The organism is Acinetobacter sp. YH12023, from assembly GCF_013420135.1.
GTDB lineage: Bacteria > Pseudomonadota > Gammaproteobacteria > Pseudomonadales > Moraxellaceae > Acinetobacter > Acinetobacter amyesii.
On sequence record NZ_VOYU01000003.1, the window covers coordinates 24,976 to 42,535 of the forward strand.

Consider the following 17,560-nt stretch of genomic DNA (forward strand, 5'->3'; position numbering starts at 1 on the left):
GTTATTGGAGGGCTGGGTTATTACTATTTTTAGTAGAACGCTTTATAGGAATTTGCCCTTTTGCTAAATCACGAATTTGATATTCACGCATTAAAGGAATCTTTGTTTCAGGCCATTGGCTAATAGCCTGAGAACTTATTTCTAACTTCAAAGCCAAATCCGCGACATTACAATTCAAAAGCTTTAGAGCTTCTTGTTTTGTCATTAATTTTACTCACAAAGGTAACTTTTCTTACCTTATTAAACAGCATAAAACTTACCTAGTCAAATGGTAAGATTCCTTACATTGAATATGGGCTTAAATTATGGAAACTCTTGGTACACGCCTAAAAGCATTAAGAAAAACAAAAAAAATAACTCAGCAACAACTTGCTAACGCAATCGGCGTATCTAAAACTTCTGTAATTTATTGGGAGAAAGATGACAACCTCCCTAAACATGAAAGCTTGATGGCTTTATCTAAAGCACTAGCAGTATCGCCTGATTTTTTGCTCAGCGGTAAGGCACTTGGGGGCTTAGAATCAAATACTTCCGTGCCATTCCCACTTGCAGGTCGATTAGTTCCAGTTATTTCATGGGTACAAGCCGGCTCGTGGACGACTGTAGATTCTGTACCAGCTGGTACGCAGTTTGAGGAATGGTTACCTCCAAATCCTAAATGTGGAAAAAATGGCTATGGTTTAGAAGTTGTTGGCGAATCTATGCTCCCCGACTTTCGGCCTGGCGATAAGATTTATGTAAATCCTGACTTTCAGATAACAGATTTAAGAACAGGTGATTTAGTTATTGTTTCCTGCCAAGGCGATAGTGAAGCGACTTTTAAGAAGCTAATTGTTGAAAGTGGAAATATGTATTTGCAGCCTTTAAATCCTGACTGGCCTGAGAAAACTATTGCTTTAGAAGATGGTTGTAAGTTGGTTGGTAAGGTTGTTGGGTTGTATCGGGATGTTTGATTTTTTAATAAATTAATATAGGGGTAAAAAAATGACAGCTTATATTTTAAAATATTCGCATAATATTATAGAGCACTTGGGTTTTAAGCTGTATCAAAATAAACCGACGAATGCTATTGCTGAGTTAATATCAAATTCTTGGGATGCTTATGCCACTAAAGTTTATGTTGATCTAATAACAGATAAGGCAAAACCAATTGCAATATGTGTTGGAGATAACGGCTATGGTATGACTAAAGATGAAATTATTGAAAATTGGCTTGTGATAGCAAAACCAAAATCTGTTGCGCGCAAAGCAACTTCATCAGAACATCGCCCACCAATGGGGCGTAAAGGTATCGGAAAACTTGCCCCTTTTGGTATTGCGAACAATATTGATTTAATTACATTAAAAGATAACAAAATTACTTGGTTACGTTTAGATTACAGTCTAATTTCAAGTATTGAAAATGAGCAAATAGTAAAAGAATACAAACCTGAAGTAATCATAGATTCAGAAATAGTCAACACACTTGACAATTATAAAAAGTATATGGAGTATTTTAAAGATAAGGAAATGTATAATATTATCAAGAAGCGACTTGAATTTATAATTAAGGAAGAGAAAGGCACTATTATTTTCTGTCACAATCTAAGTATCAAAAGAATAATTAATGAAGGGCAACTAAAAGAATCTCTAGGCAAAAGATTTACTGTCAGCTTAAGACCAGATTTTTCTATAAATATTAACGAATTGGAACTACAAGAAAAAGACTGTTTTCCTGAGTGGAGTTTACGTATCCCTGAGATTGGTTATGAAACTATTAATGTGCCTATTACTTTTACAGATGTGAATGGTCAAACAATTACTGAAGATAAAACTATTAAAGCTTGGATTGGATTTGTTTCAACTACATTGTGGGCACAGGATGAATCAGGTATTGGAATTTATGCTCATGGGAAAATTGCTCAAGATCGCCCCTATACCTTCCAGCTTAAAGGTCGCGAGATCCTAACGCGCTACTGCTACGGCGTAATTGAAGCAGACTGGATAGATGAGTTTGATGAAGATATTATTTCTACGGATCGTACCTCTATTAATTGGGAGCATGAAGGTATGGAATCTTTTAGAGAATGGGGTGAAAACTATTTAAAGCAGAGAATTAAAAAATTTGAAGAATTCAAAAACGAGAACGAATTGACTACTAATTCTGTTTTAGTAGACGCACTGTTAGAGAAAAAACCATTTTACAATATTAGATCTTCTGAAAAAAAGCATTTAGTTGACCTAGTTTCTGAAGTAACAACTAAAATTAATGATACTGAACAAAAGGAATTATTTATTGAGGCGGCGGCAAAAGCTTGGATACATGAGCCTGCTAGAAAGTTAATTCAAAATCTATGGGAGAAATCCAAAGAAATTCATCCAGAACATTTTGCAGAATTACTCTATAAACTATCTGATGAATTGGTCCCTGAAAGCCTATCTTTAGCAGTAATTTTCTCCCAAAGAGTCTATGCTTTAACCCAGCTATATCAGCGTATCGGGTTAAAAAAAGAAACTGATTTACAGAAATTACTAGAGGAGTTTCCTTGGATATTAGGTCAAGATTACGATCAATATTATGCAAATCAAACATTAAAAACTCTAGTAAATGATGCCATTAAAGATGGTAGCCTTGTCCCAGAAAGATATTATGGTGTTGAAGATGAAGACAAAACTAGACCAGACTTTGTTTTCCTTGAATCACCAAATAAACAGATTGTTGTTGTTGAATTAAAAGGCCCTGAGATTACAGTTAAGGCTAAAGAGATACAACAAATACAATCATATATTTGGTATTTACAAGAAAGATTTAGCACATCAAATATTACAGGAATGATCGTGTCGGGTTTTTTTGATGAAAGATTTAAAACAATGGAAGGTATTAGTAAAATTACCTGGGATGATATTTTAACTAAATCAAGAAAAGAACATACTCACCTATTGATTGGACTTTTAGCTGGTAGTGATGTAAGTGGCAATGATCATAGAGTTCAGCAAATAAGATCTCTAGGCGGACCAGTTATAGAGGAATTTCTACAAAAAGTAGAAAAAAACCACCCAGACTATAAATTAATAAAAATATAGCTTTTTCTAAAGTAAAAGGAGTTTTTTTAGTAAACAATAAGCTACGAGGGGAGGTAAAGCCTCCCCTACCATCTCTCGAACCAAGTGCATTGATTTATAAAATATTTGCTCTGGCCAAATAAACGTGTCAGGAATGCTTTGAATTAACATACATTCTCTAACACTAAGTACGCGATTTTGGCTTGGGTGTAATTTATTATCACTACTAAATGCATTGGTATTGGTTGTAATTGCAGACGACAACCCATCTGGATGAATTCTCTTATAACTAGTTCTAAAGCCTTTTATACTCCTAGTTGAGCCATTATTTTCAATAATATGCGGTCTAACTTTTATTTCATTACCACATGATGAACATTTTATTTCAAACATTGGTGTGGCCGCACTACCACAATGCTCACAAGAATTCATCCATGCCGACTTACCGCTATTCGCAGGTATATTTGCTATCCATGAATAATGCTTATCGCTTAACACAGGCACATGATGAAAAATATCTTTAGGATAAGTATTAGTGTCTTTCGATTTACTATCTAATGATGGTAAATGACCAATTGCATCCATAATATTTTCTGGGAAATTTCTAGGTTTATTAAAGGCAAAAAACTCAATATCTTTTGAATGAATGTTTTTTGATCTAGCAACATCTTTGCGAATATAAATACTAAAACTTCTTTTCCTAGATTGTGGAACGCCAAATTCAGAAACGCATTTAACAAATGTTTGGCCTATATAATTACCTAAAATGACATCAATGAACTCTTCAACATGTCCAACTGTTCCATGTTCATTACGCAACAAACGTCTTCCAAAGTTTGGAACATTTTCAATCACAATAAATTTTGGTTTTAACTTACCACATATCTCCAATGCTTCGAAAAATAAAAAATTTCTAGGATCGGAGCTCGCGCTATGAGTGTCCTTAAGCTTTCCTCTCCTTGAATTAGCTGTACTAAAGCTCTGACATGGCGGCGTGGCAAAAATCAAGTCCAAAGTTTTTCCCTGAGAGAGGACATATTCCACTAATTTATTCTTATCTTCTCTAATATCACTAAAGACTTTTCCAGATATATTTGCCTCATGAACTAATCGTCTATTTGCATCTAGTTCGCAAGCTGCTAAACACGTACCACCTAAAAGTCGTAAACCAAAATCAGAAATTCCAGCACTTGAGAAAAGACTTACATAATTGAAATTAAACTCAGGTTGTACAGATCCGCACATAAAATTCGCATAATTAACTGTGCTGAGTTCCTGTGAGTTATTAAGTTCTAGAGCTAGATTATTCAATTCAATTTCCCAATATTGCCATTGCATCGGCGCCATTATCATAAACAATTTATGCCCCAAGAGCATTCTTTAAAAAAATTTTTCTCTTAGAGAAGTAAGTCATCTTCTGCCTACCAAAAAATTAAAGGTAAGTTTAATTACTACAAACTATTGACTATTTAGGTAAGTTATCTTACCTTTATCTCACAGACAACAAAAAAGCGCACCGACCTGAGAAATCTAATGCGCTTTTACAGAAAACTGCGAGATAAGTATGAACAAAACCTTAACCCCTTTCAATAGCCTCAAGGTAACACTTGTCGCTGCAACAGTAACAATCGGTGTTTTAGCATGTGCCTATAAGCCTGCTTTAAGTAACACTCAAGTCCTTCATAAAAGCATACCTGAAGTTACTACCGTCGCTGCAATGGAACTCACTTCCAAAACTTCAGGTAGTGCTGTTATCCGTTTAGACAACTTCACCCTAGACGTAAGCTTTGACTTTGAACCATTTGAAGACAGCTACGGTGTACCCGGTAGTGAATTTGATACGGCTGAAATTACCCAGCTCTCTGTAGATCACATCACCGATGAATACGGTAACCCTTTCCCAGACTTCACGGACTACAACGACCACCGCAACATCAATGAAATGTTAGTGCAGCACATGATTAAAAATCGTTTGTTGGGAGAAGTGTAATGACTATTAATATTATTCCGGCAGACCAAGCACTAAATGTCAGTGCCATCATCACTTACATCTATGCAGATCCAGGCCTCGGCAAATCCTCTTTAGGCTTTACTGCTGATAAAGCTGTTTCCTTTGACTTCGACCGTGGTGCTCATCGTACCGGTGAACTTCGTCGTGGTGCAGTAATTCCAGTTCAACAATGGGCTGACGTTGCAGGTCTTACAACTCAAGACTTAGCACCTTACAACACTGTCGTTATTGATACAGTAGGCGCGATGCTTGAATGCATTAAAACCCACCTACTACTTCATCCTAACAACCGGCAGAAAGATGGCGCTTTAAAACTTAAAGCCCAAGGTTTGGCCAATCAAACATTCAAGCAGTATGTGAACACCCTAATCAGCATGGGTAAGGATGTTGTTTTTATTGCTCACGCCTCTGAGGACCAAAACAATGATCAGATCATCTACCGTCCTGACTTAGGCGGTAAGAATAGAAATGAGCTGTACCGTATCGCAGATATGATGGGCTACATGACTACTGTCACTACTGGCGAAGGTAAGAATGCTCGTGTCATCAATTTCAAACCATCTCCTACTCACCATGCAAAAAACTCAGGTGCTCTTGGTGGAGAAACTGGTGAAGTTTGGGTACCTGACTTAAAAACAGAACCGATGTTTTTAGCACAATTAATTTCAGCAGCTAAGGCACACATCAATACATTAACCCCTGCGCAATTGGCTTCAGCTAAAGCACTTGAAGACTTGGAAAACTGGAAACAAAGCTGTGATGAAGCACTATATGCCAGTGACCTAAACCAGTTAACTGAGTCTCTTGATAAGAGTCATATGTATTACCAAAACATGCGCCAATCCATGCTACTCAAAGCCAAAGAACTAAATTGTACCTTTGATAAGCATAAAGAAACGTGGATCAGTCCTCCTGAATTTAATGGCATATCAGATGCGCAACGTGATGATCTATTAGCATTCATTGATGAGCGTGGATTAGATACAAAAACTGTATGCGAACATCTAGGTATAGATTCGCTGATGCAGATCGATGTATCGAAAATTCAAGAAGTAAAACAGGAAATAGATCAAATTGCTAAAGCGGGAGTAAATTCATGATTATCTTAAACGGACAAGAAGCATTTGCTGCCATGGCTGCAGGCCAAAATATTGAATGTCGTCATACTGGATCTGATTTAGATTTTGATAGCATTCGCAACTTCCCTGCGACTGTTTTCTTTGACCCTGACCATGAATTCCGCATTGCTGTCGTATATATGGCCATTGGTACTATGCAAGTTCCAGAAGCCATATCCGAAGCACCAGCAAAAGGCACACCATGTTTTGCTCCATCACTTTTAACAGCTGAATTGAGTAAATCATTCAAATGGAAAAACTCTGCATCTGACTTGGAATTACTCACTCGTGGCTTAGTTCATCTATATGAAGATAATGCAGTAGTTCACGCTAAGGCATTGATTTCAGTGAGTGGTGGCTCTTTAAATAAAGAAGAACCTGTCTCTGATACATCATTGCCTTGGGAAAATGAACTAGCTACAGAAGCTGAAAATAGCCAAATTCAAACATCAAATGATGTTGAAGAAAAGACATTCGAACAATCTGCAGTTGAAGAAATTGAAACAGATCCAGTGAAACTGGTTGAAAAGTTCACTATGCAAATTAATGCCTGTACCACTAATGATGCGGTACTAGCATTACGTCCGGTGTTCATGGCAAATGGTCATTTAGAACGTGAACACACTCAGCACCTATGTAAGTTAACTGAGGACAAGCTGCTTAAACTAGATCCTGAGCAATATACACCTAAGCCAGAACATACCGCTCATAACTTGAGTGTAGAAGAACTCAAGCGTTTGCAGGTTGAGGCTGAAAAGTTAGTAGCAGATAAAAAGTTAGCTAGTGAATCAATAGATGATGAATATCAAAATCTTTTGAAAGATTTAATAACCAGTGCAACAAATGCTCAAACACCTAAAGAAGCCACCGCCCTTACCGGCTATACACGCAACTGGACAGAAGTACAGCGTAAACCATTGTTGGATGCTATTCATAAGCGCCTACGTGAGCTTGCACCTGCAGAAGCTGAAATTAAAACTCCCCCTTCACTGATGGTTCAGATTCAGAATGCACCAGACTTAACTGCATTGGATGCCTTGGAAATTGATGTTTCCGCGCGTAGTCCTGAAATACAACCAAAGTTAATGGACTACGTTAAAAAGCGCCGCTTCGAGCTTGAGAATCAAGCAAGTGAGGTTGTCCAATGAAATTCAACTACTCGTCTATGACTCGAATACTGACTGTATACGGGGCAAAAATGACTCACATATTTAACAATGTAGGTGCTGGTGAAATTGAAGAGCTGCTTACTGATGCGAAATTTAAAGAAGCGACATGGAGAAATTAATGGCTCTTAAAACGTTAAATAAAGCTGATGAAAATGACCGTCAAGAAGTATTGAAACGCTTTATTGCCGCGCCATTGGAACAAAACTTCCCTCAAGAAGTTGTAGCATTATATTTGGATTGCTCACCGTGGACTTTGGCAAAAATGCGCTGTGAATCAAACACCTTGCCATTTAAAAAGATTGGACGACGTGTTGCATATAAAAAGTCAGATGTGCTGGCTTTTGAGGAAAGCAAGACAGTAAATTCCACAGCACAATATGCATAATATAAAGGCAGGATTACCCTGCCTTTATTTGTTTTAGTCTCTCACTCCAAACGCTCTCATAATTGAAGCAATCGATTTTTCCTTGATATACAGCCTCAACCATATTCATTGAAGCACGAAGTTCTTCCATTGGAATTTGAACATAACCACCAGTTACATCAATTCTTGGCTTAGCTGTATGGTTAAGAAGACGTTTTGTTACATAGATGTTGAATCTTAATAGGTTGCAGATCGTCGCAAAGGTACGTCGGAAGTCATGCATAGATACATAGAAATCCACTTCATCTCCAACTCGCTTCAATAATGTATCCACCTTAGTGGCATGAACATTTGAAGAAGTAGGCATTTTGGTTGCAGGAAAAACCCAATCATTTTCTCTTAGTAAATATCGATCTTTTAGGATTGACAGCAAGTGGTCACCTATTGGAAAAAGATGGTCGGTACCATTTTTAGTATCCCGGAATAACACAGTACCATTCTTGAAATTAACATCTGCCCAGCTGAGACCACAAACCTCTTGGCGTCTACAGCCTGTGTACATCGCGAATAAAATAATATCTCTATTGGTATTAGAACGAGCCGTATTTTCTAAATTCAGTTCATCCTGATAATTCAGCACAGCATTGTAATATTTAAAAATCACATCCTTATGAAGATATTTTTCTCTACGCTGAAGTACATTCCACCCTTTTGTTACAGCAATGACGTCTACAGGGTTAGATTTCAGGATGGGTTTTTCATCTGTCGAATAAACGACGTGCATATATTTCCATAGTGTACCCAAAAGAGATATTGACCCATTTGCTGCAGAAGGACTTTTTTCAGAGACTTCTAAAAATTTATTCAAAAGCTCGTCTTTGGTAATTTCAAATAACTTTCTATTTGACCAACCCAAATATAGATCAAAGTACTTTTTATATTGTCGTATCGTCTTAGGCCTAAAATCATTTCGGCTGATATAAATGCTTAATGCTTCTGCTACTGTAATGTCTAATGGATTATCTTTGACTGCACCCTTCAAAGTTGCTTTGTACGTTCCATTTGCAATCTGCGCCAATATAAGCTGAGCCTTTGCACGAGCTGCAGCGGCTGGTAAGTCTGAAGTTTTGCCTAGTGTAACTCGGAAGAGTTCACCATTAAAACGTCGTTCGATAATGTAAGATTTACTCTTTGTTGTAGCGCGAACAGCGAAACCTATTAGATCTTGGTCACGATAAATTTTTTGACCTTTTTCTGTTAATGTTATTGCGTCAACATTAGATTTATTTAGCTTCATGGTTGCATCTAAAATTATTGATGCTTAATTTAAACACCATTTGCAACAGTCTACAAATAGTCTACAAGCCAAGTTTTTAAGCTATAAACACCCTGTTATTTTAACTATAACTCATTGTTTATTATTGATATATTAAATTTAAAAACCCTACAGGTGTGTTATAGAAAAAGTAGAATCCACCGAGTTTGGAATGGATTGGAATGTTAAGCATCAAGCTGTATTCCTTTGTATTTACAATAGGTTATAAACTTTTCAGAGTTGTATACTTTTGCATCTAAAAGGCTTGGTTAGGATATGGCGAGTATACAAATTTATTTTAATTAAATTATTTCAAAATTTGTATACTTTTACAAAAAACTAAGCATTATTTTATTTTTTTATTAATAAACATGTGTTTATTTTTATCTTTAGAATTATCACATATTAGTAAAAAACCGCCCGCAGGCGGTTGTTATTAACGATAAAAGTTATAAAACTTTTTGAACATTCATTTTATTGACGAGCTAGAGATGGAAATAAACATTCAACAATACGTTGGGTACTCCATAAACCAATTTCTTGATGATGCATATGAGGCGCTAAATACTTTAGAAGTTTGTTGATCTTATATCCTGTATTCGTATTTCCATCAAATTGTTTCTTAAGCTCAGCCATTTCATAGTTAGCTAAATAATTAAATGAATTGGTCTCTAGGAAGTTTTTCACATACTCATTATTCACTTGATTTTGCTTAGGATCTATAGATTTGCCAGCAATCCAATCATAAATAAAAGTTTTTTCAACAGCATTAAACACTCCAAACATTTTACCATCTTCGTCGTGAATCATCTGCCAAAATCTACTCTCTTCAGGTGGTCGATTCAATTTTATCCAGCCCATACGTACAAGCTCAAAAATAAACTCTTCAACACTATCATCTTCAGACAGCCATTCATTCGTCGTTCTATTGTTAAACATACATTTATTACTATGCATATGTTTACCAACGATCGCCTTTTTCTTAAATATTTCTAGAACCATCTTTTCAGTGCTTAAATTTTTAATTATCTGAACTGAACTCATTCCTTTGTTATTTAGGAGATAGCCGATTTTGAGTTTACGAATGAACTCTTCTTTAGATCTGTACCTTGTAGAAAGTTTTTTAATGGCATTGGTCGCAAGCTGCGCATGCCCATTATCAAAATTATCTATCGTGATATGAACATTAAAATAGTGTGCATCAATTCCAAGTTCTTTTAACTCGTAATTGCTAATTAGCAAATGTAAAGGAAGTTGTTCATAGCCTAAATTAAAACCTGCTATCTCTGGTATAAACTCTGAAGGTGCATATGCAAGCGCAAGCTGTATTGCTGCCTGATGGTAATAGGCATCAGATAAGTTTAAAGATAGTTGATTCAAACCATGTGCCAGTAGTAGGTTGTCGTACATTCTCACGTGATTGGCTTTTTCTGAACCGAGACCAAGTTCCTCTAAATATATCTGAATAAAATCTCTAAATACTGGATCATTCCAATACTGAGTAAAGCTATATAGCCATGAACCATCCACTTTTTTTGTGGGTGCAACCTTGTATAAAAACTCATAAGCTTTACTAACTGATGAAAAATACTCTCTTCCTCCACCTTGCTTTCTTCTATCTAGATATTCTTTATAATATTCACACTGTGTACGGTTATTATGATGAATCCAATCGACAAGATGGTCTATCTCATTTGGCATCTCATCAATGTGTTCGAGAGTTATAATTTCATTCTCTAAAACCTTAAATGCCTTTAATTCTTTGGCAGAATTAGGTATTGAAGCATCTAAGAAGAACTCAACAATTTCGAAATATTTCTGATGATCTTTGGTTATTAAATTTAAGATTCTTTCTTTTACTGCTGTAGGCATTATAATTCTCACGCGGTAAATGATTCTTCTTAACCATAGTTCAGAAAATAAGTAGTATTTGTTAATTTTTTTTAATAAAATTTAACGCAATGTATATTTTAAAAATTTTAATATATAAAACACACCTTTAGCATAATTTTTAACAAGTTTTTAAAAAGTAACATTTTTTTGATGTGACTTAATTCACATATTCATATTTAAATATCAATTATGATTCTTTTATAAAATATTCATAGGATAATTTATATGAAATCAATTTTTGACTTTATTTCTAAAAAATCCCTATCGATAACGCTATTTGAAAGTGCGAGTGCAGGTTATTTAGCATATAGAATTTCACAAGATAAAAACTCTGGAATACTTCTGGATGGTTCTATTGTTAGTTATGACTTACTATTCAAGAAGCGTATTTTAAATATAAAACAATCACTTATAGATAAATATACTGCTGAATCCCCAGAAGTAACCACTCAAATGATTATAAATGGAAAAAAATTATTTAAATCAGATATTTATATTTCTTGCACTGGACTTTTAAAGCGCGGAGGATCCGAAAACAAAAAGAAACCTGTAGGTACTTTTTTCTATTGCATTTATTTTAAGAAAAAATTTTATAATTTCAAAATTTTAACTAAAGGTAAGCCTATCAAAAAATTAAAAATACTATATAAAGCTCTATGCAAGTCACTCACTAAAATATTAAAAAATTATTATTGTTAGTTTCATGTAATTAAAAAAAGACTATTTATGTATATAAAACAGCCCCTAAAGTTTTACTTTTAAACAAATTGAAACTTAATAAAGATTATGTAACATCTTTAATAATCATATTAGCAATATTCATGTTAATAATAAATGATCTACTGTAATTGAGTAGATTATCTAATTAATCTTTAAAGGAACAGTATTATGTCTAATTATAACCAAGATCAAAATAATGATACTCGCTTACAGCACCAACGTGGCGATACTCAAAAACCTCAAAACCAACAAAATCAGCAGTCTGATCAACAGCGTCAGCAGAATGATCAGCAACAACAGCAGCAACCCCAACATCAACAAAATCAACAATCTGATCAGCAGCGCCAGCAGAATGGTCAGCAACAGCAGCAGCAACCCCAACGCCAACAAAATCAGCAGTCTGATCAACAGCGTCAGCAGAATGATCAGCAACAACAGCAGCAACCCCAACATCAACAAAATCAACAATCTGATCAGCAGCGCCAGCAGAATGATCTGCAAGACCAATAGTCAAAGTAACAACATTAATTTTTATTTGCAGAAGTAGCTCAGGGATCACTACTTTTGCAATTTATTAAATAATTTATCGGAGTTATTACTATGAACGACCATCAAAATGAACATCCAATACATCATGACTGGCGCACGGATTACTCCAATAGACCGTACTATGGGGATCTGCAACGCGAAGTGCCAGATATAGATTATGACCGTGATCTAAGGTCAGCTTATGAGCTTGGTGAGCGCGAACGTCATTTATACGGTGAAAATGCGCGTTTCGAAGATTCTGAGCCGGATTTACAAACCAAATGGGAAGAGTTTAAAGCAGATTCTCGCTTGAAATGGGAACATGCTAAGCATGCAATTAAGGATGCTTGGGATAAAATTTAACCCTGTATGTATGTAAAACTAGAATTAATAAATTGTATCAAATATGGACTTCATAAAAATAATTCTGCATGACACCTCTTTTAACTTTGCATTGGAAATTATTTTCCGATGCATCATTATGTTTATCTTAATTATTATTTTTTTAAGATTTTCAGGTAAAAGAGGTGTCAGGCAACTTTCAGTATTTGAGTTAGCTATTATTTTAAGTTTGGGATCTGCAGCAGGCGACCCCATGTTTAATGATGATATCCCCATCATTCAAGCACTCATTGTATTTGCAGTCATTATTCTTCTCTATAGATTAACTACATACCTCATCATGAAATCAGATTCATTTGAAACCATGTTAGAAGGTAGGCCAATGTATATCGTTAAAGATGGCTTATTGATTGTTGAAGATATCAAACAGGAAAAGTATTCATATGACGAATTTTTTGCTGAGTTAAGGCAAAACAAAATAGAACACTTAGGGCAAGTCAAATCAGCCTTACTTGAAACAGATGGGTGTCTAAGTGTAATCCCTTATGCCAAGGATAATATTAAATGGGGACTACCAATTTTTCCTGATCACTACCAAAAAGCACAGCGTTTTGATTCTAAAACATACTATTCGTGCATGCTGTGTGGTCAAACACAATTTATTAGTTCTCTAAATGCTCAGTGCCCCCGCTGCAAATGTGACCGCTGGGCTGAATCTGCTTTTTATTGTGAAAGCAACTCTATTCAACCCTCAGATTGAACACAAAATAGACAATTTTTTTACTTTAAATTTGCCGAGCATCTTTATTGTCTATATTAGCTTTATGCAATAGCAAAACCTTATCTAGCACATGTACTAAATAACATCAGACAAAGGGATGTAGCTCATGAAAAAATCAAATAATCCTAAAATTGATCAGTTTGAAAAAGAGGCATATGTAGACCCTAAAGGTAAAACACTGACCTCATCTTTGGGTGTACCTGTAGCTGACAATCAAAACAGTTTAAAAATAAATCAGACTGGTCCTACTCTGTTAGAAGATTTTCTCTTACGAGATAAGTTAATTCACTTTGACCGTGAACGTATCCCTGAGCGTGTTGTGCATGCTCGTGGTGTTGGAGCGCATGGTTATTTTGAAGCTTATGAAGGCAACGAAAAATGGACTAAGGCTAAATTTTTGACTAATACTCAAAATCCAACACCAATCTTTGTCAGAATTTCTACAGTACAAGGCGGACGCGGCTCAGCTGATGTAGTCCGTGATGTACGCGGATTTTCTATCAAATTTTATACCGAAGATGGAAACTACGATTTAGTCGGTAATAACATTCCTGTATTTTTTATTCAGGACGCAATCAAGTTCCCTGACTTTGTCCACGCTGTAAAGCCTGAAGATCCGAATGAAGTTCCAACCGGTCAATCTGCGCATGATACTTTTTGGGATTTTATTTCTTTAAATACCGAAGCCTCTCATATGACAACCTGGGTGATGTCAGATCGTGCTATCCCACGGAATTTACGATCGATTCAAGGTTTTGGTGTACATACCTTCAGATTAATCAATAAAGAAAATCAGGCGCATTTGGTTAAATTCCACTGGACACCGAAACAAGGTGTTGCCCAAGTCGTTTGGGATGAGGCCTTAAAGCTTAATGGTAAAGATCCCGACTTCCATCGTCGCGATCTATGGGATGCCATTGAACGTGGCAATTATCCTGAGTGGGAATTAGGGGCACAGATCTTTACTGAAGAAGAAGCGGCTCAATGGGACTTTGATGTTTTAGATGCTACAAAGCTGGTACCTGAAGAGCTCGTACCTATTACTCCACTAGGTAAATTTACTCTAAATCGAAATACAGATGATTTCTTCGCTGAAACAGAGCAAGTTGCTTTCAGTCCAGCCAATATTGTTTCAGGAATTGATTTTAGTAATGATCCTTTATTACAAGGTCGTTTGTTCAGCTATACAGATACCCATTTGCACCGTTTAGGTACTGCAAACTTTAATCAAATTCCAATTAATAAACCGGTCTGCCCTTTCCATACCAATCGACGTGGCGGCTATGCAAACCATGAAGTCTATAAAGGTAAAGCGAATTATGAGCCTAACTCTGTAGATGAAAATTGGCCTAGAGAATCTAATAATGATCCGCATGCATTTCGGACCCATCCTGAACAAATCCAAGGCAGCAAGTTAAGAATTAGACCAGAAAGCTTCGCAGATTATTTCTCGCAAGCGACCATGCATTACCAAAGTCTTGCTAAGCACGAACAGCAACATATAAAGGATGCCTATGCATTTGAACTCTCAAAAGTGAAAGCTGTTGAAATTAGGGAACGAGTTGTAAATGAGGTGCTTGCAAATATTGACTTGGATTTAGCTCAATTTGTAGCAAAGGAATTGGGGTTAGATGCTCCGACTAAGCAAAATAAATCGGTTAAGAAAGCTACCGTCGCTAAATCTAGTCACTTAAGTACATTGGCATACCCTGCATCTGATATTAAGCAACGAAAAATTGCTCTGTTGGTGCACAACGGCGCTAATGCTTCCTCTATCGATGCAATTAAGACTTGGGGCGAATCAGAAAGCGCTGTAGTAGAAGTATTAGCACCAAATGCCGCGCCGGTGATATCTAACGATGGTAAAGAAATTGCAGTTGATGGACGTCAGAATGGCGAACCTTCGGTTACCTACGATGCTGTCGTTGTTATTGATGGTGATAATCTAGATGAATTTCTGAATGATGGTGTAGCTAAACATTATGTAATGGAAACATTTAAGCATCTAAAACCTATAGTTTTATTGGGTGATAAAGAAGCTTTAATTAAAGAGCTTAATCTGACTCAAGATGCTGCGCTTTTCACTTCACAAAGTTTCAAAGATGTCAGTGATCAATTTAAAACAACGATACAGAATCACCGTTATTGGGATCGTGAAGATAAAGTTGCTTCTATACCTGCTTAATTTAACTAAGAATAAAAAAACCGCCCTTCTGGGCGGTTTTTTTATCTATTGGTTCTTGGTTCGAACTAGATTTAAAAAATGTAGATGACGTTCGTATTGATCAATAACATCTTGCAAAATATCTTCTTGCGTCCATTCGATGATGTCATAATTTTGACCACCTTCTCTCAAAAATACTTCAGCTTGATAATCTTGCGTAATTTCTGCTGAATCAATCATAAAGCTTGGTGTATTTTTTTCTTGGACAACCACTTGGTAGATAAAGTTAATCTCATCTTGATGGTTTACACGTAGCTGCAAGCCATCATCTATCGTGTTTACCGTCACATCTAAATGACGACGCTTAAACTCTTTCTGTAGATTTGAAAATGCCTGGCTTACCGTTGTATCAATATACTGTTCAACTTCTTCACGTGTATGCGGATAATGCATAATCAATCCTAAACGTTGCTGCCAACTTCTTGGATTATGAATTGCTCTAGGTGTAATACGTGCATCCTGTAATGCTTGCATCTTGGTTGCATCTAAATGTAGAGCCTTGACTAAGCCCCAGCAAATTAAAAGCATTACGAAGGTGAATGGTAATGCACTCAACATTGTTGCAGATTGCAAAGCTCCTAAACCTCCTGCAAACAACAAAACAATCGCAAGTACAGCCATTAACGTTGTCCAAAACAATCGCTGCCAAGTTGGAGAGTTTTCAGATTTTGCAGTTAGATAGTCTGTAACTAAAGCCCCAGAGTCTGCCGATGTCACAAAAAACAACATGACCAGAATGGTCGCCACAAAACTCATCACACCTGAGAATGGCAAGGTCCCTAAATATTCAAATAATGCAACGGATGAATCTCGTTGCACTGCAGAAATCAGCGAGGTGTTCGCTTCGTTTAAAATACTATAGAGTGCAGCATTCCCCATGACTCCCATCCAGATCAGCGTGAAGCCTGTTGGAATAAGTAAAACCCCTACAATAAACTCACGAATAGTACGTCCTTCAGACACACGCGCAATAAACATACCTACGAATGGCGACCATGAAATCCACCATGCCCAGTACATAATTGTCCAACCACCGATCCAACCATCAGACTGGTAGGCATATAAATTAAAGGTCATATTGAACAAATTTGAAATGTATTGCCCCGTGTTTTGGATAGTCGTTTGCAATATAAAAATGCTTGAACTAGCAAAAAATACAAATAGCAACAGCACTAAAGCTAAGCCCAGATTAATCTCTGATAATCGTTTAATACCCTTGTCTAAGCCTATAAATACAGATAAAGATGCCATAGCTGTAACAATGACAATTAAAATAAGCTGCGTCGTCGTTGAATATTCAATTCCGAATAAATAATTTAAGCCAGAGTTAATTTGGGTTACACCAAAACCTAATGTTGTTGCGACACCAAATACTGTACCGATGGTCGCAAAAGTATCCACACCATCACCAATTGGACCATAAATTTTCTTTCCAATAAGAGGATATAAAGCAGAGCGAATCTTAAGAGGTAGATTATGTCTATATGCAAAGTAAGCTAAAGCTAAGCCCACAATTGTGTAAATTGCCCAAGCATGAAGTCCCCAATGAAAGAATGTTACACGCATGGCTTGCTGCGCTGATTGAATTGTTTCAGGCTCACCAGTTGGAGGTGAAACATAGTGCATCACTGGTTCCGCGACACCGAAGAACATTAAGCCAATGCCCATACCAGCTGTAAATAGCATAGCGAACCAAGAGCTATTACTAAACTTTGGCTGGCTATGGTCTAAACCAAGTTTAATTTTACCCATATTTGAACAGGCAATATAAATAAGCACTAAGAGAAAAATGGCTACAGATAGTACATAGAACCAACTGAATGAGTTTGTAACCCATTGATTCAGTTGTTTAGTTATTAAATCAAAAGCATTGGGAGCTAAAAATACAATGGCAATAAAAATGCCGATAATAACAACTGTGCTAATAAACACATTTGGATTCACATTGGAATACCATGACGGTTTCAATGAAGACATACCTTCCCTATTCCGTTTTATTTGTAAGACAGATCTAAATTGATCAAAGAGATATCCGCTACTTGCGAAAGAAACA

The 17,560-nt window shown here is 36.3% G+C and carries 16 protein-coding genes; 11 read left to right on the top strand and 5 right to left on the bottom strand.

Annotated elements, in window-relative coordinates; translation table 11 throughout:
* Position 1: 1 nt before the first annotated feature.
* Positions 2–205 (bottom strand): Cro/CI family transcriptional regulator, encoded by a 204-nt coding sequence (locus FTT92_RS03090; RefSeq protein WP_180109393.1) that lies wholly within the window; start codon positions 203–205, stop codon positions 2–4.
* Between the two features lie 100 nt (positions 206–305).
* Between FTT92_RS03090 and FTT92_RS03095 the strand changes: the two genes are divergently transcribed.
* Positions 306–953 carry a LexA family transcriptional regulator gene (locus FTT92_RS03095; protein ID WP_180171429.1) on the top strand — a complete coding sequence of 216 codons (648 nt, stop codon included), beginning with the start codon at positions 306–308 and terminating at the stop codon, positions 951–953.
* A 31-nt stretch (positions 954–984) separates the two neighbouring features.
* Positions 985–3,063, top strand: a complete 2,079-nt coding sequence (locus FTT92_RS03100; protein WP_180171430.1) for an ATP-binding protein — start codon at positions 985–987, stop codon at positions 3,061–3,063.
* Positions 3,064–3,069: 6 nt separating this feature from the next.
* Here the strand turns inward: FTT92_RS03100 and FTT92_RS03105 are convergent, their stop codons facing one another.
* Positions 3,070–4,389, bottom strand: coding sequence for a DNA cytosine methyltransferase (locus FTT92_RS03105; protein ID WP_257231569.1), 1,320 nt, complete (start codon positions 4,387–4,389; stop codon positions 3,070–3,072).
* Between the two features lie 370 nt (positions 4,390–4,759).
* Here FTT92_RS03105 and FTT92_RS16670 point away from each other — a divergent pair, with 370 nt between their 5' ends.
* The 4 genes from FTT92_RS16670 to FTT92_RS03125 all read left to right on the top strand — a co-directional run bounded on the left by FTT92_RS16670 (position 4,760) and on the right by FTT92_RS03125 (position 7,725).
* A complete protein-coding gene (locus FTT92_RS16670; RefSeq protein ID WP_228145162.1) occupies positions 4,760–5,032 on the top strand; it encodes a hypothetical protein in 273 nt (90 codons plus the stop codon).
* A complete protein-coding gene (locus tag FTT92_RS03115; protein ID WP_180171431.1) occupies positions 5,032–6,153 on the top strand; it encodes an ATP-binding protein in 1,122 nt (373 codons plus the stop codon). The genes FTT92_RS16670 and FTT92_RS03115 overlap by 1 nt, the downstream gene beginning before the upstream one ends.
* The gene (locus FTT92_RS03120) at positions 6,150–7,319 is read left to right on the top strand and encodes a hypothetical protein (RefSeq protein ID WP_180171432.1); all 1,170 of its coding nucleotides are present in this window, start codon (positions 6,150–6,152) and stop codon (positions 7,317–7,319) included. The genes FTT92_RS03115 and FTT92_RS03120 overlap by 4 nt, the downstream gene beginning before the upstream one ends.
* A 139-nt stretch (positions 7,320–7,458) precedes the next feature.
* Entirely contained in the window at positions 7,459–7,725 is a 267-nt protein-coding gene (locus FTT92_RS03125) for a helix-turn-helix domain-containing protein (RefSeq protein ID WP_180113407.1), read from the top strand.
* A 13-nt stretch (positions 7,726–7,738) separates the two neighbouring features.
* Here FTT92_RS03125 and FTT92_RS03130 read toward each other — a convergent pair whose 3' ends face one another.
* Positions 7,739–9,001 carry a tyrosine-type recombinase/integrase gene (locus FTT92_RS03130; RefSeq protein WP_078193444.1) on the bottom strand — a complete coding sequence of 421 codons (1,263 nt, stop codon included), beginning with the start codon at positions 8,999–9,001 and terminating at the stop codon, positions 7,739–7,741.
* 492 nt (positions 9,002–9,493) lie between these two features.
* Complete coding sequence (locus FTT92_RS03135) at positions 9,494–10,891, bottom strand: iron-containing redox enzyme family protein (RefSeq protein ID WP_180171433.1); 1,398 nt, start codon at positions 10,889–10,891, stop codon at positions 9,494–9,496.
* Between the two features lie 246 nt (positions 10,892–11,137).
* Here FTT92_RS03135 and FTT92_RS03140 point away from each other — a divergent pair, with 246 nt between their 5' ends.
* The 5 genes from FTT92_RS03140 (at position 11,138) to FTT92_RS03160 (ending at position 15,468) form a co-directional block, all read left to right on the top strand.
* Complete coding sequence (locus FTT92_RS03140; protein ID WP_111885491.1) at positions 11,138–11,611, top strand: CinA family protein; 474 nt, start codon at positions 11,138–11,140, stop codon at positions 11,609–11,611.
* 189 nt (positions 11,612–11,800) lie between these two features.
* Positions 11,801–12,142: a hypothetical protein gene (locus FTT92_RS03145; RefSeq protein ID WP_180171434.1), complete on the top strand. Its 342-nt coding sequence runs from the start codon at positions 11,801–11,803 to the stop codon at positions 12,140–12,142.
* An 84-nt stretch (positions 12,143–12,226) separates the two neighbouring features.
* Positions 12,227–12,523 (top strand): hypothetical protein, encoded by a 297-nt coding sequence (locus tag FTT92_RS03150; protein ID WP_078193446.1) that lies wholly within the window; start codon positions 12,227–12,229, stop codon positions 12,521–12,523.
* A gap of 43 nt (positions 12,524–12,566) precedes the next feature.
* On the top strand, positions 12,567–13,262 hold the full coding sequence (locus tag FTT92_RS03155) for a DUF421 domain-containing protein (protein WP_180171435.1): 696 nt from the start codon (positions 12,567–12,569) through the stop codon (positions 13,260–13,262).
* Positions 13,263–13,389: 127 nt separating this feature from the next.
* Positions 13,390–15,468 carry a catalase gene (locus FTT92_RS03160; RefSeq protein ID WP_180171436.1) on the top strand — a complete coding sequence of 693 codons (2,079 nt, stop codon included), beginning with the start codon at positions 13,390–13,392 and terminating at the stop codon, positions 15,466–15,468.
* 45 nt (positions 15,469–15,513) lie between these two features.
* Here FTT92_RS03160 and FTT92_RS03165 read toward each other — a convergent pair whose 3' ends face one another.
* Complete coding sequence (locus FTT92_RS03165) at positions 15,514–17,484, bottom strand: choline BCCT transporter BetT (RefSeq protein WP_180171437.1); 1,971 nt, start codon at positions 17,482–17,484, stop codon at positions 15,514–15,516.
* Positions 17,485–17,560 lie beyond the last annotated feature (76 nt).